General features: G+C 56.9%; 18 protein-coding genes. 13 read left to right on the top strand and 5 right to left on the bottom strand.

Annotated features, from left to right (window positions below):
- Positions 1–35 precede the first annotated feature (35 nt).
- From ACR8BF_RS06580 to fruA, 4 genes are all read left to right on the top strand, one after another.
- Positions 36–290 (top strand): YkgJ family cysteine cluster protein, encoded by a 255-nt coding sequence (locus ACR8BF_RS06580; protein ID WP_179895256.1) that lies wholly within the window; start codon positions 36–38, stop codon positions 288–290.
- 272 nt (positions 291–562) lie between these two features.
- Positions 563–1,693: a fused PTS fructose transporter subunit IIA/HPr protein gene (gene fruB, locus ACR8BF_RS06585; protein WP_314984471.1), complete on the top strand. Its 1,131-nt coding sequence runs from the start codon at positions 563–565 to the stop codon at positions 1,691–1,693.
- Complete coding sequence (gene fruK, locus ACR8BF_RS06590; protein ID WP_090959394.1) at positions 1,690–2,628, top strand: 1-phosphofructokinase; 939 nt, start codon at positions 1,690–1,692, stop codon at positions 2,626–2,628. The genes fruB and fruK overlap by 4 nt, the downstream gene beginning before the upstream one ends.
- 16 nt (positions 2,629–2,644) lie before the next feature.
- Positions 2,645–4,357 carry a PTS fructose transporter subunit IIBC gene (fruA, locus tag ACR8BF_RS06595; protein WP_179895258.1) on the top strand — a complete coding sequence of 571 codons (1,713 nt, stop codon included), beginning with the start codon at positions 2,645–2,647 and terminating at the stop codon, positions 4,355–4,357.
- A gap of 134 nt (positions 4,358–4,491) precedes the next feature.
- On the opposite strand, the gene nfo is transcribed toward fruA, so the two are convergent.
- Both nfo and ACR8BF_RS06605 read right to left on the bottom strand, forming a co-directional pair.
- Entirely contained in the window at positions 4,492–5,337 is an 846-nt protein-coding gene (gene nfo / locus ACR8BF_RS06600; protein WP_434745744.1) for a deoxyribonuclease IV, read from the bottom strand.
- Between the two features lie 51 nt (positions 5,338–5,388).
- Positions 5,389–6,444: a YeiH family putative sulfate export transporter gene (locus ACR8BF_RS06605; protein ID WP_434745745.1), complete on the bottom strand. Its 1,056-nt coding sequence runs from the start codon at positions 6,442–6,444 to the stop codon at positions 5,389–5,391.
- 106 nt (positions 6,445–6,550) lie between these two features.
- Between ACR8BF_RS06605 and ACR8BF_RS06610 the strand changes: the two genes are divergently transcribed.
- The 6 genes from ACR8BF_RS06610 (at position 6,551) to ACR8BF_RS06635 (ending at position 12,989) form a co-directional block, all read left to right on the top strand.
- Complete coding sequence (locus ACR8BF_RS06610; RefSeq protein WP_434745746.1) at positions 6,551–6,925, top strand: YkvA family protein; 375 nt, start codon at positions 6,551–6,553, stop codon at positions 6,923–6,925.
- 9 nt (positions 6,926–6,934) lie between these two features.
- Positions 6,935–7,801 carry a DNA-binding transcriptional regulator YeiE gene (gene yieE, locus ACR8BF_RS06615; protein WP_179895262.1) on the top strand — a complete coding sequence of 289 codons (867 nt, stop codon included), beginning with the start codon at positions 6,935–6,937 and terminating at the stop codon, positions 7,799–7,801.
- 116 nt (positions 7,802–7,917) lie between these two features.
- Positions 7,918–9,384: an amino acid permease gene (locus ACR8BF_RS06620; protein ID WP_292992140.1), complete on the top strand. Its 1,467-nt coding sequence runs from the start codon at positions 7,918–7,920 to the stop codon at positions 9,382–9,384.
- Positions 9,385–9,779: 395 nt separating this feature from the next.
- Positions 9,780–10,799, top strand: coding sequence for an alpha/beta hydrolase (locus ACR8BF_RS06625; protein ID WP_292992141.1), 1,020 nt, complete (start codon positions 9,780–9,782; stop codon positions 10,797–10,799).
- Between the two features lie 325 nt (positions 10,800–11,124).
- On the top strand, positions 11,125–12,201 hold the full coding sequence (locus ACR8BF_RS06630; RefSeq protein WP_434745747.1) for a FecCD family ABC transporter permease: 1,077 nt from the start codon (positions 11,125–11,127) through the stop codon (positions 12,199–12,201).
- Positions 12,201–12,989: an ABC transporter ATP-binding protein gene (locus ACR8BF_RS06635; RefSeq protein ID WP_434745924.1), complete on the top strand. Its 789-nt coding sequence runs from the start codon at positions 12,201–12,203 to the stop codon at positions 12,987–12,989. Before ACR8BF_RS06630 ends, ACR8BF_RS06635 begins: the two co-directional genes overlap by 1 nt.
- 90 nt (positions 12,990–13,079) lie before the next feature.
- Here ACR8BF_RS06635 and fghA read toward each other — a convergent pair whose 3' ends face one another.
- From fghA to ptrR, 3 genes are all read right to left on the bottom strand, one after another.
- On the bottom strand, positions 13,080–13,922 hold the full coding sequence (fghA, locus tag ACR8BF_RS06640; RefSeq protein WP_292992143.1) for an S-formylglutathione hydrolase: 843 nt from the start codon (positions 13,920–13,922) through the stop codon (positions 13,080–13,082).
- Between the two features lie 12 nt (positions 13,923–13,934).
- Complete coding sequence (locus ACR8BF_RS06645; protein WP_010248270.1) at positions 13,935–15,059, bottom strand: S-(hydroxymethyl)glutathione dehydrogenase/class III alcohol dehydrogenase; 1,125 nt, start codon at positions 15,057–15,059, stop codon at positions 13,935–13,937.
- Positions 15,060–15,136: 77 nt separating this feature from the next.
- Positions 15,137–16,048 carry a putrescine utilization regulator PtrR gene (gene ptrR, locus ACR8BF_RS06650; RefSeq protein WP_179895268.1) on the bottom strand — a complete coding sequence of 304 codons (912 nt, stop codon included), beginning with the start codon at positions 16,046–16,048 and terminating at the stop codon, positions 15,137–15,139.
- Positions 16,049–16,165: 117 nt separating this feature from the next.
- On the opposite strand from ptrR, the gene ACR8BF_RS06655 reads away from it, so the two are divergent.
- The 3 genes from ACR8BF_RS06655 to yeiB all read left to right on the top strand — a co-directional run bounded on the left by ACR8BF_RS06655 (position 16,166) and on the right by yeiB (position 19,294).
- The gene (locus tag ACR8BF_RS06655; RefSeq protein WP_434745748.1) at positions 16,166–17,293 is read left to right on the top strand and encodes a YbfB/YjiJ family MFS transporter; all 1,128 of its coding nucleotides are present in this window, start codon (positions 16,166–16,168) and stop codon (positions 17,291–17,293) included.
- A 124-nt stretch (positions 17,294–17,417) separates the two neighbouring features.
- The gene (folE, locus tag ACR8BF_RS06660; RefSeq protein ID WP_179895270.1) at positions 17,418–18,083 is read left to right on the top strand and encodes a GTP cyclohydrolase I FolE; all 666 of its coding nucleotides are present in this window, start codon (positions 17,418–17,420) and stop codon (positions 18,081–18,083) included.
- 50 nt (positions 18,084–18,133) lie between these two features.
- Positions 18,134–19,294: a DUF418 domain-containing protein YeiB gene (gene yeiB, locus ACR8BF_RS06665; RefSeq protein WP_179895271.1), complete on the top strand. Its 1,161-nt coding sequence runs from the start codon at positions 18,134–18,136 to the stop codon at positions 19,292–19,294.
- Positions 19,295–19,320: the final 26 nt, after the last annotated feature.

The following is a 19,320-nucleotide window of genomic DNA, read 5'->3' on the forward strand; positions in this document are numbered from 1 at the left end:
TATTGTCGCCACGACATTCTCTGCCGGAGCACAGCATGCAATGCCGTAGTCAATGCGGTGCCTGTTGCACAGCGCCCTCTATCTCTTCACCCATTCCTGGCATGCCTGACGGCAAACCTGCGAATACGCCCTGCGTTCAGCTTGATGACACACTGCGCTGCAAACTCTTTGGCTCACCACTGCGTCCTGCTGTCTGCGCAGGCCTGCAACCCGCCCACAGCATGTGTGGTAACTCGCGCCAGCAGGCGATGACCTATTTACTTCAGCTCGAGGCCGATACTGCGCCCTGATGCGCTGACGCTGCTGAATTTTCTGGTCCACTCATTTCTGGTTTACAGCTGCCGCGTCAGCCTGTTCACTTTTTATTCCCCTTAACCACCCCGAAATGTGCGTAACGTCAAAAATCTGGTACGCCGCTTGCGCATTTTCTTGCCTCCGGAAAGTTGCTGTACCACAATCCCTGAAACGTTTCAGCGGTGACTGCGCCACCTGTTTTTAACAGCATGGCGTAAAAAAATTCCCACTGGCTGAAACGATTCAATCTCAGCAAGCGAGGAGAATTATGTTCCAGCTCGAATTGCAGGCCATCCATACCGGAGCCAGCGCCAGTAATAAAGAAGAGGCCATTCGTCAGGTTGCCGCCGCGTTAACCGCTGCGGGCAATGTGACGGAAGGCTACGTCAACGGCATGCTGGCGCGTGAACAGCAGACTTCAACCTTCCTCGGCAACGGCATCGCAATCCCTCATGGCACCACTGATACCCGCGATATGGTGCTGAAAACCGGTGTTCAGGTGTTCCAGTTCCCGCAGGGCATTGCCTGGGGTGACGATCAGACCGCCTATGTCGCCATCGGGATTGCCGCTAAGTCGGATGAACATCTGGCGCTGCTGCGTCAGCTGACGCATGTTCTGAGCGATGACACCATTGCCGAACAGCTAAAAACCGCCTCTGCTGAAGACCTTCGTGCGTTGCTGATGGGCGAGAAACAAGCCGCCGAGTTCAGCTTCGACACTTCATTAATTACACTCAACGTGGGTGCCAGCGATCTGATCACCCTGCAGGCGATGAACGCTGGCCGGCTGCAGTCCGCGGGCGTAGTGGATTCCAGCTACGTTGCAGATGTGGTCTCAACGGCTCCGCTGAATCTGGGTCAGGGTATCTGGCTCAGCGACAGCAGCCTCGGCAACCTGCGCAGCGGCGTGGCCATCAGCCGTGCTGAACATGCATTCGACCATCAGGGCGAATCAGCGGCGCTGTTAATCAGCGTTTCGGCGACCGATGAGCGTCCGCTGGAAGTACTGGGTTATCTCAGCGCATTGCTGCAGCAGGGCAAAGCAGATCGTCTGCTGAAAGCCGATGCGGCAGGCGTCTACGCACTGCTGACCAGCGAAGTTGATGAGCAGGCTGACGTGCTGACCGCTGAATTCACCATTCGTAACGAACATGGCCTGCATGCCCGTCCGGGCACCGCGCTGGTCAGCGTAATCAAGCAGTTCAACAGCGATATCACCGTGACCAATCTCGACGGCAGCGGTAAACCGGCTAACGGTCGCAGCCTGATGAAAGTGGTTGCGCTGGGCGTGAAGAAAGGTCATCGCCTGCGCTTTACCGCCAGCGGTGAAGATGCTCAGCAGGCGCTTAACGCTATTGAAGAAGCGATCACCAGCGGTCTGGGTGAGGGGGCATCATGAGCAGACGCGTTGCCACCATCACGCTGAATCCGGCGTACGATCTGGTGGGATATACTCCTGAAATTGAACGCGGCGAAGTCAACCTGGTGAAAACCACCGGGCTGCATGCGGCGGGCAAGGGCATCAACGTTGCTAAAGTTCTGAAAGATCTGGGTATCGATGTCACCGTGGGTGGCTTCCTGGGTAAAGAGAATCAGGACGGCTTCCAGCAGCTGTTCAGCGAGCTGGGCATTGCTAACCGTTTCCAGGTGGTGCCAGGCCGAACCCGTATCAACGTCAAACTCACTGAACAGACCGGCGACGTTACCGATCTGAACTTCTCTGGTTTTCAGGTAACCGCTCAGGACTGGGATCGTTTTACGACGGATTCTCTGACCTGGCTGGGCCAGTTTGATATGGTCTGCGTCAGCGGCAGCCTGCCAGAAGGCGTCGATCACGATGCCTTTACCCGCTGGATGACCGAACTACGCACCCACTGCCCATGCATCATTTTTGACAGCAGCCGCGAGGCGCTGGTGGCAGGACTGAAAGCCGCACCGTGGCTGGTGAAACCTAACCGCCGTGAGCTGGAGATCTGGGCTGGCCGCAAACTGCCTACGCTGCAGGATGTGATTGGTGCTGCGCATGAACTGCGTGAGCAGGGTATCGCCCATGTGGTGATTTCACTGGGTGCTGAAGGCGCGCTGTGGGTCAACGCTTCAGGCGAATGGATTGCTAAACCGCCGGTGTGTGAAGTTGTCAGCACCGTGGGTGCCGGTGATTCCATGGTTGGCGGCCTGATTTATGGCCTGCTGATGCGCGAATCCAGCGAACATACGCTGCGACTTGCGACTGCCGTGGCGGCGATGGCCGTCAGCCAGAGCAACGTTGGCGTTTCCGATCGTACTCAGTTGGCCGCCATGATGGCGCGCGTCGACTTACAACCCGTTAACTGACAGCAGGAGAGCGATAATGAAAACGCTGCTGATTAAAGACCCTACACTGGGACTGGCTTCCGCATACATGGCGCAACAACGTCTGGCTGCTGCCGCAGCTGCTGCGGGCCTGACCCTGACTGATAATCCTGCCGACGCTGAACTGGCGATTGTGCTGGGCAAAAATGTGCCGGACGATGCGGCGCTCAACGGCAAAGCGGTCTGGCTGGGTGATATCCAGCTGGCGGTACGCGAGCCGGAAACCTTCCTGAATCGCGCGAAGGCTGAAGCCAAAACCTGGCAGGCACCGGCTGCGGTGGCAACACCTGCAGGCGCACCTGCTGCGGCACCGGCTCAGGCTGGCGCGCAGAAACGCGTGGTTGCGGTGACCGCCTGTCCGACCGGCGTGGCGCACACCTTCATGGCTGCCGAAGCCATTCAGGCTGAAGCGACCCGTCGCGGCTGGTGGGTGAAAGTTGAAACCCGCGGTTCAGTGGGTGCCGGTAACGCGATTACGCCTGAAGAAGTCGCTGCCGCCGATCTGGTTATCGTCGCAGCAGACATTGAAGTCGATCTGGCGAAATTTGCCGGAAAGCCGATGTACCGCACCTCAACCGGTCTGGCGCTGAAGAAAACCGCACAGGAACTGGATAAAGCAGTCGCTGAAGCGAAGCCGTACAAAGCGGCGGCTGGCGGACAGAGTAATGAGAGTGAAGAAGAGAAGAAAGGCGGCGCAGGGGCTTATCGTCACCTGCTGACCGGTGTTTCTTACATGCTGCCGATGGTGGTCGCGGGGGGGCTAAGCATTGCCCTGTCGTTCGCTTTTGGTATTACAGCCTTTAAAGAGCAGGGCACCCTGGCCGCTGCGCTGATGCAAATTGGTGGGGGGAGCGCCTTTGCCCTGATGGTACCGGTGCTGGCGGGCTTTATTGCCTTCTCTATCGCTGACCGTCCAGGTCTGACGCCAGGTCTGATTGGCGGTATGATCGCCACCAGCATCAACGCCGGTTTCTTAGGCGGTATCATCGCGGGCTTCATTGCCGGTTATGCAGCGAAGCTTATCAGCGGCAAAGTAAAACTGCCGCAGAGTATGGAAGCGCTGAAACCGATACTGATTATCCCGTTATTCGCGAGCCTGATCACCGGTTTGCTGATGATCTACGTGGTAGGTAAACCGGTTGCGGGCATCATGAGCGGCCTGACGCACTGGCTGGCGAACATGGGTACGGCGAATGCGGTCCTGCTGGGTGCGATTCTGGGCGGCATGATGTGTACCGATATGGGTGGGCCGGTGAACAAAGTGGCTTACGCATTTGGTGTCGGCTTACTGAGTTCGCAGACGTATGCGCCGATGGCCGCCATCATGGCAGCCGGTATGGTGCCACCGCTGGCTATGGGTCTGGCAACACTGGTTGCCCGTCGTAAATTCAACAAAGGTCAGCAGGAAGGCGGTAAAGCGGCTCTGGTTCTGGGTCTCTGCTTTATCTCTGAAGGTGCGATTCCTTTCGCTGCCCGTGACCCGATGCGCGTTCTGCCTTGCTGTATCGTGGGCGGCGCAACGACCGGCGCGATCTCCATGGCGATTGGCGCAAAACTGATGGCACCGCACGGTGGACTGTTTGTATTGCTTATCCCTGGCGCGATTACCCCGGTTGTCGGCTATCTGATGGCGATTATTATCGGCACTGCGATTGCAGGTCTGAGCTACGCGGTACTGAAACGTCCTGAAGAGCAGCTGGCGAAAGCCTGATTTGCAGAAGTGCCTAATCTGCTGATGTAAAAATAGCAGGGAGCCGGATGGCTCCCTGTTTGCTTTTGTGAGGGACCTGCTCCCTGAGCCAGCATTCGGTCTGAACGAAAAGGGAGCCAGCAGGCTCCCTTTTTCTATCCCTGCTGTTCGGCTTTCAGCCAGGCAATCTCATCTTTCCAGATATCAGGATTAATGGTCTCCAGAATCAGCGGAATACCATCAAACCGCGGATCTTTCATCAGCCAGCTAAACGCTGTTTTACCGATATTTCCTTCACCCAGGCTGTGATGGCGGTCAACGCGACTGTCGAAGGTACTTTTGGCATCGTTAAGGTGCATGCCGCGCAGATAGGTAAAGCCGACAATGCGCTCAAACTCGGCAAAGGTTGCCTCGCAGTCCGCTTCGGTACGCAGATCATAACCGCCAGCAAACGCATGACAGGTATCAATGCAGACACCGACGCGCGACTTATCTTCAACATGTCCAATAATGGTGGCGAGGTGCTCGAAGCGGAAGCCCAGGTTACTGCCCTGACCGGCAGTGTTCTCAATCACGGCGGTCACGTTCTGGCTCTGATCAAGGGCGATATTGATCGACTCAGCGATCCGCTTCAGGCAGGCCTCTTCATCAATCTGATGCAGATGACTGCCAGGATGGAAGTTCAGTAGCGTCAGACCGAGCTGGTCACAACGATGAAGTTCATCAATAAAGGCAGCGCGGGATTTCTCCAGCGCCTCTTCAACCGGATGACCGAGGTTAATCAGAAAACTGTCGTGCGGCAGGATTTGCTGCGGACTGTATTTGTACGTCTCGCAGGCGGCGCGAAAAGCATCAATCACGTCAGTGGAGAGCGGGGCGGCCTTCCACTGACGTTGATTTTTAGTAAAGAGGGCGAAGGCGGTGGCTTCTATTTCATGGGCGCGGATCACGGCCTGATCCACGCCACCTGCCGCACTCACGTGTGCGCCAATATATTTCATGCCTTTCTCCTGGGGCTATGCACGGATGAAACGGCATGATACCCGATGCCGTTAGCCCATGAAATGTTGCACCAGCAGATTGATGGTGCCGCCACCCACAATTAACCAGCCAAATACCAGCGCACCCAGCAGCAGCGGTTTAACGCCCGCCTCACGTAATGCCCCAAAACGAGTGGTTAATCCCAGTGCCGCCATCGCCATCGCCAGCAGCAGACCCGCCAGCTCGTTCAGCGTGGCAACCACCATGGCAGGCAGCAGCTGCAGCGAGTTAAACAGGGCGACTGCGATAAACAGCAGGGCGAACCAGGGAAACGTCACCGGCTGACGCGCTTTGCTCGCTTTGCGTTTGCCGCGTAACACTGCACTCAGGCAGAGCAGGAACGGGGCCAGCATCATCACCCGCAGCATTTTGGCAATCACCGCGCTGTTTTCGGCGTCCGGGCTGATACTGTGTCCGGCGGCGACCACCTGTGCCACTTCATGGATAGTTGAGCCAGTGAAAACACCAAACTGCGCCGCACTGAGATCCGGAAACAGGTTATGCGCCAGCGGCCACAGCAGCGGATAGATAAAAATCGCCAGCGTGCCGAACAGCACCACGGTCGCGATAGCCACCGCGACTTTCGACGGCGCAGCTTTCACTACCGGTTCCGTCGCCAGAACGGCTGCAGCACCACAGATACTGCTGCCCGCGCCAATCAGCCAGACGGTATCGCGATCCAGCTTCAGCAACCGGATGCCCAGCAGGCAGGTCACCAGAAAAGTACTGCTCAGCGTCAGTGCATCAATCAGAATGCCGCTAAAACCAACGTCAGCAATCTGTTGTAAGGTGATACGAAAACCAAACAGGATGATCCCCAGCCGCAGCAGCTTCTGTTTAGCCAGTACCACGCCGCTGTCGCAGCGCGACGCCAGGGGCGTATAGACGCTATTGCCGACCAGGATGCCCAGCATAATCGCCAGGGTCAGTGAACCCAGCCCTGCTGCTGCAACTGTCGGTTGCTGTGCGAGCCAGCTGGCAGCAGCGGCAATCGCGGCAGTCAGCAGCAGACCGGGGAACCAGAGCGTAACAGGATGATGTGTTTTAGCGATGCTCAGTTCGGTCATGATGGTCACTCCTCGTGGTTGAGTCATGATCATGAGGGTCGCTGGCTTAAAAGTGAAATTGATAATATATTTATAATTGACCAGAATAAACGATAAGGCAGCAATCATGATAGTTTCGCGTCTGCGCCGCTGGGCAACGCTGATCAAAAAAGATGTGTTTGTGCTGTGGTTCGCCTTTCGCGATCCGCGCACGCCCTGGTGGAACAAGCTGGTGATGCTGGGGCTGGTCGCCTACGGTGTCAGCCCGATCGATCTTATCCCGGATGTCATTCCCTTCGTCGGACTGCTGGATGACGCGGTCATCATCCCCATGGGGGTCATGGTGCTGTTGCGGTTGCTGCCGCGTGAGGTGCGCATCAGCAGCAGCGAGCGGGCGCAATCCCAGCGTTCCCGTGGCAAAAAAATCGCTGGCTGGCTGGGGGTAATAGGGCTGATCTGGCTGGCGATAATCATTTACCTGGTCAGGCATTCACTGAGTTAAGAGGCGACGATGCACATTACGCTGCGGCAAATCGAAGTGTTCACCGAAGTGCTGAAGAGTGGTTCCACAACTCAGGCTTCACAACTGCTGGCGCTATCGCAGTCGGCAGTCAGCGCGGCACTGGCCGATCTGGAAAGTCAGATCGGCGTGCAGCTGTTTGATCGGGTCGGCAAGCGGCTGGTATTGAATGAGCACGGCCGGCTGCTCTATCCGCGAGCGGTCGGGTTGCTGGAGCAGGCGGGTGAAATTGAGCAACTATTCAAAGAGGATAACGGCGCGATCCGCATCTTCGCCAGCAGCACCATCGGTAACTATCTGCTGCCGGGCATGATGGCGGCTTATCGTCGTGATTTTCCCGGTCTGCCCCTGGAGCTGAGTGTTGGCAACAGTCAGGATGTGATTCAGGCGGTTTCCGATTTTCGTGTAGATGTCGGTCTGATTGAAGGGCCGTGCCATATGACCGAGCTGGTCAGCGAACCCTGGCTGGAAGATGAGCTGGTCGTGTTTGCCGCGCCTGACGCCGCGATCCTGCAACAGCCAGTGACGCTGAAAACGCTGGCGGAAGCGCCGTGGATCCTGCGCGAACGTGGCTCGGGCACCCGGGAAATCGTCGATTATCTGCTCCTGTCACACCTGCCAAGTTTTCAGCTGGGCATGGAACTGGGCAACTCCGAAGCGATCAAGCATGCGGTGCGACACGGTATGGGCATCAGCTGTCTTTCGCGCCGGGTGATTGCCGATCTGCTGGAGGCGGGAACGCTGACAGAGCTGGCGATTCCGTTACCGCGTCTGACCCGGACGCTCTACCGCATTCATCACCGGCAGAAGCATATTTCAAAGGCACTGACGCGCTTTTTGTCCTATTGCCGTGAGTGACCGCTAATAATTCGGGCGCGATCATGAACTTAACTTATAACAGCATGGCATCGCTATACAGAGTCGGTCTGGCTGCTACAATCGCGCCTCATTTTTACCCAGCGTAGCGTTAACACATGCATAATGACTCAAAAACAACACAACAACCTGCATTACGACGTGCGTTAAAAGCCCGTCATCTGACGATGATCGCCATCGGCGGTTCCATCGGTACCGGCCTGTTTGTCGCCTCTGGCGCAACCATCGCGCAGGCTGGCCCTGGCGGGGCACTTCTCTCCTATATGCTCATCGGCCTGATGGTCTACTTCCTGATGACCAGTCTTGGTGAGCTGGCCGCCTTCATGCCCGTATCGGGTTCCTTCGCCACCTACGGTGCAAAATATGTCGAAGAGGGCTTTGGTTTCGCGCTCGGCTGGAACTACTGGTACAACTGGGCGGTAACCATCGCGGTTGACCTGGTCGCGTCACAGCTTGTGATGACCTACTGGTTCCCGGACACACCTGGCTGGATCTGGAGCGCACTCTTCCTGGGTCTGATATTCCTGCTTAACTACATCTCGGTGAAAGGCTTTGGCGAGGCAGAATACTGGTTCTCACTGATCAAAGTCGCCACCGTGATCATCTTTATCATTGTTGGTGTGCTGATGATCACCGGCATTATGCGCGGTGCAGAGCATGCGGGCTGGCAGAACTGGCAGGTAGGCGATGCGCCGTTTGCGGGTGGCTTTGCGGCGATGATTGGCGTGGCGATGATTGTGGGATTCTCCTTCCAGGGCACCGAGCTGATCGGTATCGCGGCGGGCGAATCTGAAGACCCGGCGAAAAATATCCCGCGCGCGGTGCGGCAGATTTTCTGGCGTATTCTCCTGTTCTATGTGTTTGCCATCCTGATTATCAGTCTGATCCTGCCGTACACCGATCCGCAGTTGCTGCATAACGACATCGACGATATCAGCGTCAGCCCGTTTACTCTGGTGTTCCAGAACGCCGGTCTGCTCTCTGCGGCTGCGGTGATGAATGCGGTGATTCTGACGGCGGTGCTGTCAGCCGGTAACTCCGGCATGTATGCATCAACGCGTATGCTTTACAACCTGGCCAGCGAAGGCAAAGCGCCGCGTATTTTCGCGAAGCTTTCTAAGGGCGGCGTGCCGCGCAATGCCTTATGGGCGACGACCGTGGTGGCCGGGCTGTGCTTCCTGACCTCTAAATTTGGTAATCAGGAAGTGTATCTGTGGCTACTGAATACCTCAGGGATGACCGGTTTTATCGCCTGGCTGGGTATTGCTATCAGTCACTATCGCTTCCGTCGCGGCTATGTCGCTCAGGGACATGACCTGAACGATCTGCCTTACCGCTCTGGTTTCTTCCCGCTGGGACCGATTTTCGCCTTCGTGCTCTGCCTGATCATCACGCTGGGTCAGAATTATCAGGCCTTCCTTAACGACAGCATTGACTGGTATGGCGTGGCGGCAACCTACATCGGCCTTCCGCTGTTCCTGATTATCTGGTTCGGCTACAAGCTGACGCGCGGAAGCCATTTCGTGAAGTACAGCGAGATGGAGTTCCCTGTTCATAAAGAGTAATGCTGATCTGGCGCTGCAGCGCGGCGCCAGAAACCGCCTTTACAGACCAGCGATAAGCGTAAAGCGATGGGCGTATTCGCCCCCGCTGCGGCTTCTCAAATCTTTATTGAGTCAGGCGTCGTCAACAGAAACTCCGCTTCACTGATGTCAACCCCACCGTAAACCGTTATGCGGATATCAATAACCTGGCCGACGAGGCTATGTGTATAGAAATGCCAGCTACGCCATCCAGATGCGCACCTCACTTCTGAACCCCTTGATCATCGCCATCACATGTCTGTCAGCGCTAAATATTAACTTGCGCGCTATTTAGTTGTTTGCAATGTGACTGCGGCCTGTCATTCTGCTCAAACTAAATAGCACGCTACTTAATAATGAATATAAGGAAGCCAGAAATGAACGTGAAACTCACTGCAGGAGCTTTATTATTAGCCAGCCAGATCGCTTCAGCATGGGCAAGCCCGGCGGAGAATCTGCCGCAACCTACCGCCGGTGTTGCCGCCTTTCTTAAAGCTCTGAACAGCAGCGGTGGCAAGCCCATCGAAACCTTAGCGCCTGTCGAGGCGCGCGCAGTGTTAACGGGTGCTCAACAGGGGGCGTTGCTGCCACCCGCACAAATTTCTGAAAAAACCATTACAGCACTGGGTAAACCGCTCAAACTGACGATCGTAAAACCTGAGCACAGTTCTGGCGTGCTGCCCGTATTTATGTTCTTCCATGGGGGAGGCTGGGTGCTGGGTGACTTCCCGACCCATGAACGTCTGGTAAGGGATCTGGTGAATGAGTCCGGCGCTGCTGCCGTATTTGTGAATTATGATCCTTCCCCGGAAGCCCATTATCCGGTCGCCATTACACAGGCTTATGAAGCAACAAAATGGGTGGCCGAAAACGGTCATGAAATTGGCGTAGACGGCAAGCGACTGGCACTGGTCGGTAACAGTGTCGGCGGCAACATGGTCGCTGCTGTCGCGCTTCAGGCTAAGCAGAACAATGCACCGTCCATTCGTTATGATGTCATGTTGTGGCCTGTTACTGATGCCAGCTTTGATGATGCTTCCTATAAGCAGTTTGCCAGCGGCTATTTTCTGACCCGGAATATGATGAAATGGTTCTGGGACAACTACACGCCTTCAGAAAAAGATCGGAATAACATTCTGGCCTCTCCGCTGCGTGCAACCCAGGCCCAACTGGCTGGTTTGCCACCAACGCTTATTCAGACTGCTGAACTGGATGTATTACGCGATGAAGGCGAAGCTTTTGGGCGCAGGCTGGATAACGCTGGCGTGCCGGTGACCGTCACCCGTTATAACGGCATGATCCATGACTTTGGGCTGCTGAATGCGCTGAGTAAAGAGCCTGCAGTGCGCACAGCGATTGGCCAGGCGTCTGCGGAGCTTAAGGAACACCTTAAGTAAACCCTGCCTTAATGCCTTACCCCGGACATTCTTCGCAGACTGTCCGGGTCATTATCACCACTGCGCGCAGCATAGCGTTTGATGCCATACCTTTACGGCGCAGAGTCCGCTAACCAGCGTTAGTTTTTCGCTTATTACGGTCATGAAAGTTGCGGACCTTGCGCACACGGGTCACCATGCTGGATCCGGAGCCAGTATCCTTCCCATAACAACACCGTTTTTTTCTGTTTTTTCACGTCTCGCTTATGTTCTCGAATTGATAATTATTATCACCTGCACTATTGTGGCTGCGTTTTCTGACGTGATAGCCACACAGGGTTCAAACATGACTACCGAAACTTCGCTGCTGGCGGGGGAAGAGACGCTTCACCACACCATGCAAAATTACCATCAGGTGCTGCGCCGCCGCCTGGTCTGGATTGGCGTATTACTGGTGGCAATTGTCGCCTCGCTGATCCTCGACTTCACACTGGGTCCGGCTGGACTCTCCCTTGAAACGCTGTGGAATACGCTGCTCAGCCCCGACAGCGTCGATGCCGGCACCCGCGTTATTGTCTGGGACATTCGTCTGCCCTATGCGCTGATGGCGCTGGTGGTGGGGCTGTCGCTGGGTCTGGCGGGTGCAGAGATGCAGACCATCCTGAACAATCCGCTGGCCAGCCCGTTTACGCTGGGTGTCTCATCGGCGGCGGCGTTCGGAGCCGCGCTGGCGATCATTCTTGGCGTAGGTATTCCCGGCATACCCGATCAGTGGTTAATTTCTGCCAACGCCTTTGTGTTTGCGCTGTTTGCTGCGCTGATGCTGGATGCGGTGACCCGCTGGACGCAGGTCTCCTCTGCAGGTGTGGTGCTGTTCGGTATCGCCCTGGTGTTTACCTTTAACGCGCTGGTCTCGATGATGCAGTTCATCGCCAGCGAAGACACGCTGCAGGGCCTGGTGTTCTGGACCATGGGCAGCCTGGCGCGTGCCTCCTGGGAGAAGCTGGGCGTACTGACTGTGGCGCTGGTCATCCTGGTGCCGTTCTCAATGATGAGCAGCTGGAAGCTGACGGCGCTGCGTCTGGGCGAAGACCGCGCAGTGAGCTTTGGCATTGATGTGCGTCGTCTGCGCCTGACCACCTTGCTGCGTATCAGTATTCTCTCGGCGCTGGCCGTGGCGTTTGTCGGACCCATCGGTTTCATCGGCCTGGTCGCACCCCACATTGCCCGCATGATGTTTGGTGAAGATCATCGCTTCTATCTGCCTGCCAGTGCGCTGGTCGGTGCGCTGGTCCTGTCGCTGGCGTCGGTCGCGTCGAAAAACCTCCTCCCCGGCGTAATCATCCCGGTTGGCATCGTCACCTCACTGATCGGCGTGCCGTTCTTCCTGAGTATTATTCTGCGTCATCGGGGGACAGTATGATGGAACAGGGTCTGACGTTACGCGGCTTCAGTGCCGGTTATCCAAAAAATAAAGTCATTGATAATCTCAATATCGCGCCGCTGCCACGCGGTGAAATCACCGTGCTGCTGGGGCCAAATGGCTGTGGTAAATCGACGCTGTTGCGCGCGCTGGCCGGTCTGAATAAAGGCCAGGGTGAGATGTGGCTCAACGGTGAAGATCTCATGACCCAGCCGTTTGCCCGCCGGGCGAAGAATGTGGTCTATCTGCCGCAATCGCTGCCTGCGGGCGTGCATCTGCATGTGCTGGAATCGATTATCGTGGCGCAGCGTGCCTCCGGTGGTCTGCATAGCGCCAGCAGCGAAGCGGAGATCATGCATCTGCTGGAGCAGCTTGGCATTGCCCATCTGGCGATGCGATACCTCGATCAGCTCTCTGGCGGTCAGAAGCAGCTGGTCGGGCTGGCGCAGTCCCTGATCCGTCGCCCTGAACTGCTGCTGCTGGATGAACCGTTGAGTGCGCTGGATCTTAATTACCAGTTCCACGTCATGGATCTGGTACGCCGTGAAACTGCCCAGCGCAATATTGTGACGGTGGTGGTGGTGCATGACATCAACATCGCACTGCGCCATGCGCAACATGCGCTGATGCTGAAGCAGGGCGCACTGGTGGCGGAAGGGCAACCGGATAAGGTGATTACGCCGGCTACGCTGGCAAAAGTGTATGGCGTCAATGGCCGAATCGAACACTGCTCGCGCGGCATACCGCAGGTGATGATCGATGGGCTGACGGGGCCGGCACTGGTCTGAGAGTCGGGCGAGGCCTGGCGTTGAGCCCGCGTTTGCGGCAGTACAGTATGCAGAAAAATTCAGGGCCGCAATTGCGGCCCTGATGAGTTACTACGCCAGCAGATGCTGCGCATGGAAGCGCAGATGATCTTCCACGAAGCTGGCAATAAAGAAGTAGCTATGGTCATAACCTGGCTGAATACGCAGCGTCAGCGGGAAACCCACCTCGCGGGCGATTTCCTCTAACCGCTCTGGTTGCAGCTGATCGGCCAGGAACTGATCGCTGTCGCCCTGATCGATTAGCATCGGCAACCGATGAGATACTTCCGCCATCAGCTGGCAGCTGTCATATTCCCGCCACGCCGCACGATCGTCGCCCAGATAGGCCTGAAACGCTTTCTGGCCCCACGGCACCTGCATCGGATTCACAATCGGCGCAAAGGCAGAAGCCGAGGCAAACCGGTTACTCAGTCGCAGCGCCAGCATCAGCGCCCCGTGTCCGCCCATAGAATGACCCATGATCGACTGACGTTCACTGACCTTGAAATTATCCGCAATCAGGGCGGGTAACTCGCTGCTCAGATAGTCGAACATGCGGAAATGGCTCGCCCAGGGTTGCTGGGTGGCATTGAGATAAAATCCCGCGCCCTGGCCCAGATCATATCCCTCATCATTCGCCACCTCATCACCGCGCGGGCTGGTATCTGGCATAATCAGCACCAGACCCAGTTCCGCCGCAACGCGCTGCGCGCCCGCTTTGGTGGTGAAGTTCTCATCGTTGCAGGTCAGCCCGGCCAGAAACCAGACGACCGGCGGCGGTGCATCACCGTGCGGGGTGGGCAGATAGATGCTGAAGGTCATCGGGCAGTTCAGCACGGCTGACTGATGACGCCAGCGCTGCTGCCAGCCACCAAAAATACGGTGTTCTTCCAGTAGCTCCAGAGTAGATGCCATAACGCCTCCTGATTACTTGTTAAAGTGCACGACCGAGCGAATCGATTTTCCTTCGTGCATTAAATCAAAGGCATCGTTGATCTCTTCCAGCGGCATGGTGTGGGTAATAAAGTCGTTCAGCGCAAATTTACCGTCGAGGTAATCCTGCACAATGCCCGGCAGCTGTGAACGGCCTTTCACGCCGCCAAAGGCGGAACCGCGCCAGACGCGACCGGTTACCAGCTGGAACGGACGGGTGGAGATCTCTTCACCGGCACCCGCGACACCGATAATCACAGATTCGCCCCAGCCTTTGTGGCAGCACTCCAGTGCGGAACGCATTACGTTCACGTTGCCGATACATTCAAACGAGAAATCCACGCCGCCGTCGGTCAGCTCGACAATCACATCCTGAATGGGCTTATCATAATCTTTCGGGTTGATCAGATCGGTAGCACCCAGCTTGCGAGCGAGATCGAATTTGCTGGTGTTGAGGTCAATCGCGATGATGCGGCCGGCTTTCGCCATTTTCGCGCCGATGACCGCAGAAAGACCGATGCCGCCGAGACCGAAGATTGCCACGGTGTCGCCTTCTTTCACTTTGGCGGTGTTCATGACTGCGCCCATGCCGGTTGTGACGCCACAACCCAGCAGGCAAACCTCTTCCAGTGGCGCTTCTTTACTTATTTTCGCCAGCGAGATTTCCGGAATAACGGTGTACTCAGAGAAAGTCGAGGTACCCATATAGTGGAAAATCGGTTTGCCATCTTTAAAGAAGCGGGTGGTGCCATCCGGCATCAGGCCTTTGCCCTGGGTCGTGCGGATCGCCTGGCAGAGATTGGTTTTGCCCGACAGGCAGTACTTACATTTGCCGCACTCCGGGGTATAAAGCGGGATGACATGGTCACCCACTTCGACGCTGGTTACGCCTTCGCCCACGGCTTCCACGATGCCGCCGCCTTCATGGCCGAGAATCGCCGGGAAAACACCTTCCGGGTCAGTGCCGGAGAGGGTGTAGGCGTCGGTATGACACACGCCTGTCGCGACAATGCGCACCAGCACTTCACCTTTCTGCGGCGGCATCAAATCCACTTCTTCAATTTTCAGTGGTTCGCCAGCAGCCCAGGCAACAGCGGCACGGGTTTTGATCATGTTCATACAATCCCTCTTTCAGTCAGAGTGGCGCGCACAATGGCGCCGGGTGGTCGTGATAATGTAAACATAGCGTGGAACGCTTACTCCGCCGCCTGTAATGGGTGAATCAGCTCATCATTGAGCGGACGATCGTCAAATTGTTCAATAATCAGGTATTTCAGTGCTTCAACATTCGGGGTAAAAGCGTCACGTCGCCACATCAGCCAGGTGGCGGTATCACGATAAGCCGCGGGTAAGGTATGTGCCTGCACCCGTGACCGGTCCGCCATCTGCTTTAATACTGAGGCCGGAATCATCGCGACGCCTGCGCCACCCGCTACGCAGGCCAGCATGGCGTGATAGGACTGGATCTCCATTACATTATCCGGCGCCGTCTGGCTGTCGCGATACCAGCTCTCCAGCTTCACCCGATAAGAGCAGCTGTTGCGAAAGGCAAACAGGGTGTCGTCCTGCACGTCGCGCGCTGTACTGATCGGCCCATGATCCAGCCCGGTGATGAGGACCATCTCCTCGCGAAAGGCGATGCAGCCATTCAGATCATCATGGGAAACCGGGCCATCAACCAGCGCGGCGGCCAGGGTGCCCTCGCGAACCCGATCAATAATTTCGCCTGAGGTGCCGGTAATCAGCGACAGCGCCACTTTGGGAAAGCGCTGGTGGTAGGCGGCGAGCAGGCCAGGCAGGCGGGTCGCCGCAGTACTCTCCATGGAGCCCAGTGCAAAGTTGCCCGCCGGTTCGCCGGTTCGGGTCATGCTCATCGCTTCTTCACTTAACGCCAGAATACGCTGCGCATAATTCAGGAAATTATGGCCCATCGGCGACAGGCGAATGCGCTGCTTCTCACGAATAAACAGATCCACACCCAATTCTTCTTCCAGCTGGCGTAGTCGCGTGGTGAGATTAGAGGGGACGCGATGCAGCTGTTCTGCTGCGCGTGCCAGAGAACCGGTTTCGGCGACGGAACAGAACATACGCAGCTGAACTAAATCCATATCTTCTCTTCCCGTAAGCAAGTTGGTTAAAATTATTCACTTTCCGTGAGTTTAGTCATCCTGCATGCTGTTGGCAAGTCAGAAGAGATCTCAGGGCAGAACAACAGGAGTTCAGCAATGGCGTTACGCGTCGCGCTCAGCGCGTTTTTAACTTTATTTGTGGCGATGGGCATTGGGCGCTTCGCCTTTACGCCGCAGGTGCCGCTGATGATTCAGGCACATCAGCTGACACTCACCAGTGCCAGCCTGGTGGCAGCCTTCAACTATCTTGGCTATCTGTGTGGCTCGTTTGATGCCATGCGCGCGCACCGGCGGGTGGAGTTGCGACTGCAGGCAGGCGTGTGGGGCGCAGTGATACTGACGCTGCTTTCCGCTCTGGCAACGGGCCCCTGGTTGCACGGCGTAATCCGCTTTCTGATTGGCTGGGCCAGCGGCTGGGCGATGGTGCTGGTAGCGGCCTGGAGCAATGAACAGCTGCATCGGCATGGCCGGGCAGGGCTGTCGGCGGCCGTTTTTGCCGGGCCGGGCTGCGGCATTTTTGTCAGCGGTCTGCTGGGCGTCGCGCTGCACACGCTGCAGGTCTCTGCAGGTCTGGCCTGGGCCGCTTACGGTGCGCTGGCACTGCTGCTGATTGCGCTCATCACCCGTCACCTGCCGCGGCGGGGCGAACTGCATCGTCCGGAACAGGCACCTGAGCCTCTGGTGCTAAGTCGCAATCTTAAACGTCTGGTGCTGAGTTACAGCCTGGCGGGCTTTGGCTACATTCTTCCTGCCACCTTTTTGTCGCAGATGGCCGCTACGCGTTTTCCTGACGGTATTTTCGCGCAGTTTGTCTGGCCGATATTCGGCGGCGCGGCGATGATCGGCATCCTGCTGGGTATCCTGACGCGGCGCTGGGGACACAGCCATGTCCGGCTGGCGGTGGTGCTCTGGGCGCAGGCGCTGGGCGTATTTGCCGCGGCGCTTCTGCCAGGCTTTAGTGGCCTGCTGGCCGGTGCGCTGCTGGTGGGGGGCGGCTTCCTCAGCGTGGTGCAACTGTCGATGCTCTGTGCCCGTGAACTGGCACCCAATCATCTGCGTTACATGGCTGGCCTGCTGACTACGGGCTATGCGGTCGGACAGCTGGTCGGCCCGCTGCTCTCTTTCCTCTCTACGGCCCTGTTACATCGGCTGGAACCAGCCCTTTGGGTGGCCGGGGTCAGCCTGGTCTGGGCAGGCCTGCTGGTCTGGCGAAGAATTGAGTGAAAAGCTTTCATCGCCAATCTGATTGATTGCTGGATTCCCCGCAAAGAAAGTTTCACAATACGCGCCTGATTACAGGGCCCGCAGGCAAAAGCTCGCGGGCGCAACACCAGCCGGAGAAGAGTAGATGAGCACCCTAAGTCAGGAAGCTGCCCTGGTTCACGAAGCGCTGCTTGCGCGTGGACTGGAAACCCCGTTACGTGCACCGACGCGCGACATTGATGATAAAACGCGTAAGAGCCTGATTGCCGGGCACATGACCGAGATTATGCAGCTGCTGAATCTGGATCTTGAAGATGACAGCCTGATGGAAACGCCACATCGCATCGCCAAAATGTATGTTGATGAGGTTTTTTCCGGTCTCGACTACGCCAACTTCCCGAAAATCACCGTCATCGAGAACAAAATGAAGGTCGATGAGATGGTGACTGTACGTGATATCACTCTGACCAGCACCTGTGAACACCACTTTGTTATCATTGATGGCAAAGCGACTGTCGCCTATATACCTAAAGAAAAGGTGATTGGTCTGTCGAAAATCAACCGCATCGTGCAGTTCTTTGCCCAGCGCCCACAGGTGCAGGAGCGTCTGACGCAGCAGGTTCTGGTAGCATTGCAGACGCTGCTGGGCACTAACAATGTAGCTGTCTCGATTGATGCGGTGCACTACTGTGTCAAAGCGCGTGGTATAAAAGATGCGACCAGCGCCACCACCACGACTTCACTGGGTGGCCTGTTCAAGTCCAGCCAGAATACCCGCCAGGAATTTTTGCGCGCAGTGCGCCATAGTTGAGTCAACTGCGGGCGCATAACGGTGCCCGCCTCAATGGGGCAGGGTGCCGCATGCAACGCTATCACGCACTGGATTTCATTCGTGGCTGTGCCATTCTCGGCATTTTGCTGCTCAATATTGTCGGCTTCGGCCTGCCTTCTGCTGCCTACCTGAATCCGGCGTGGCAGGGCAGCGTCAGTCTCTCCGATACCTGGACATGGGCGCTCTCTGACACCTTCGCTCAGCTCAAATTCCTCACTCTGTTCGCACTGTTATTTGGCGCGGGTCTGCAAATGCAGCTGCCGCGCGGTAGCCGCTGGCTCACAGCCCGACTTTCCATTCTGGTCCTCATCGGTTTTGTGCACGGTATTTTTCTCTGGGAAGGCGACATCCTGCTGGATTACGGCATCATCGGACTGGTGGTCTGGCGGGTGCTGCGCGATGTCCCCTCCACCCGCAGCCTGATGAATACCGGTATTCTGCTCTACCTGGTGGGTTGCGGCGTACTGCTGGTGTTTGGGTCGATCTCCGCTCCTGAACCGACTCATTCCTGGCTGCCGGGCGCAGCCGATCTGCAATATGAACAGTACTGGAAACTCACCGGCGGCTGGGAGGCGATACAGAACCGGCTGGACCATCTCTCGTCAGGGCTGATGGCGCTGGCGGCACAGTATGGCTGGCAGCTGGCGGGTCTGATGATGATGGGTGGCGCACTGCTGCGCAGCGGCTGGCTGACGGGCGAGTTTCCTGCACAGCATTACCGTCAGGCGGCGGCGCTGCTACTGACGATGGGATTCTGCATTGCGGTGGCCGGTGTGGCAGCGCAATGGCTGTTACACTGGGCGTTCCGCTGGACCGCTTTTTACCTTCAGGCCCCGCGCGACCTCGCCAGTCCGCTGATCAGTCTGGGCTATGCCGCGCTCTGTCTGGCTTACTGGCCGAAGATTGCACGCTGGCGCATCAGCTACGCCATCCAGTGTGTGGGCCGCATGGCGCTGACCAACTACCTGCTGCAGTCGCTGATTTGCACCACGCTGTTTTACCGCTTTGGCTTCTATATGCACTTCACCCGGCTGGAACTGGTGATGATGGTGCCTGCGGTATGGCTTATCAATATCCTGTTTTCACTCATCTGGTTACATTTCTTCGCACAGGGCCCACTGGAATGGCTGTGGCGGCGATTTACGCTGCTCTCAGCCAGTAAATCACGCCTCACGGACAACACAGGATAATGACAGCCATCACAAAGGTTACATAA

It is taken from the genome of Candidatus Pantoea rara, assembly GCF_051136265.1.
Taxonomy (GTDB): domain Bacteria; phylum Pseudomonadota; class Gammaproteobacteria; order Enterobacterales; family Enterobacteriaceae; genus Pantoea; species Pantoea rara.

Coding starts and splice junctions, on each gene's coding strand:
- fghA (WP_292992143.1), bottom strand. CDS start 13,922: ATGGCATCTACTCTGGAGCTACTGGAAGAACACCGTATTTTTGGTGGC.
- fruK (WP_090959394.1), top strand. CDS start 1,690: ATGAGCAGACGCGTTGCCACCATCACGCTGAATCCGGCGTACGATCTG.
- ACR8BF_RS06610 (WP_434745746.1), top strand. CDS start 6,551: ATGATAGTTTCGCGTCTGCGCCGCTGGGCAACGCTGATCAAAAAAGAT.
- ACR8BF_RS06605 (WP_434745745.1), bottom strand. CDS start 6,444: ATGACCGAACTGAGCATCGCTAAAACACATCATCCTGTTACGCTCTGG.
- ACR8BF_RS06620 (WP_292992140.1), top strand. CDS start 7,918: ATGCATAATGACTCAAAAACAACACAACAACCTGCATTACGACGTGCG.
- ACR8BF_RS06635 (WP_434745924.1), top strand. CDS start 12,201: ATGGAACAGGGTCTGACGTTACGCGGCTTCAGTGCCGGTTATCCAAAA.
- ACR8BF_RS06655 (WP_434745748.1), top strand. CDS start 16,166: ATGGCGTTACGCGTCGCGCTCAGCGCGTTTTTAACTTTATTTGTGGCG.
- fruB (WP_314984471.1), top strand. CDS start 563: ATGTTCCAGCTCGAATTGCAGGCCATCCATACCGGAGCCAGCGCCAGT.
- ACR8BF_RS06625 (WP_292992141.1), top strand. CDS start 9,780: ATGAACGTGAAACTCACTGCAGGAGCTTTATTATTAGCCAGCCAGATC.
- ACR8BF_RS06580 (WP_179895256.1), top strand. CDS start 36: ATGCAATGCCGTAGTCAATGCGGTGCCTGTTGCACAGCGCCCTCTATC.
- ACR8BF_RS06645 (WP_010248270.1), bottom strand. CDS start 15,059: ATGAACATGATCAAAACCCGTGCCGCTGTTGCCTGGGCTGCTGGCGAA.
- yieE (WP_179895262.1), top strand. CDS start 6,935: ATGCACATTACGCTGCGGCAAATCGAAGTGTTCACCGAAGTGCTGAAG.
- folE (WP_179895270.1), top strand. CDS start 17,418: ATGAGCACCCTAAGTCAGGAAGCTGCCCTGGTTCACGAAGCGCTGCTT.
- yeiB (WP_179895271.1), top strand. CDS start 18,134: ATGCAACGCTATCACGCACTGGATTTCATTCGTGGCTGTGCCATTCTC.
- ptrR (WP_179895268.1), bottom strand. CDS start 16,048: ATGGATTTAGTTCAGCTGCGTATGTTCTGTTCCGTCGCCGAAACCGGT.
- ACR8BF_RS06630 (WP_434745747.1), top strand. CDS start 11,125: ATGACTACCGAAACTTCGCTGCTGGCGGGGGAAGAGACGCTTCACCAC.
- nfo (WP_434745744.1), bottom strand. CDS start 5,337: ATGAAATATATTGGCGCACACGTGAGTGCGGCAGGTGGCGTGGATCAG.
- fruA (WP_179895258.1), top strand. CDS start 2,645: ATGAAAACGCTGCTGATTAAAGACCCTACACTGGGACTGGCTTCCGCA.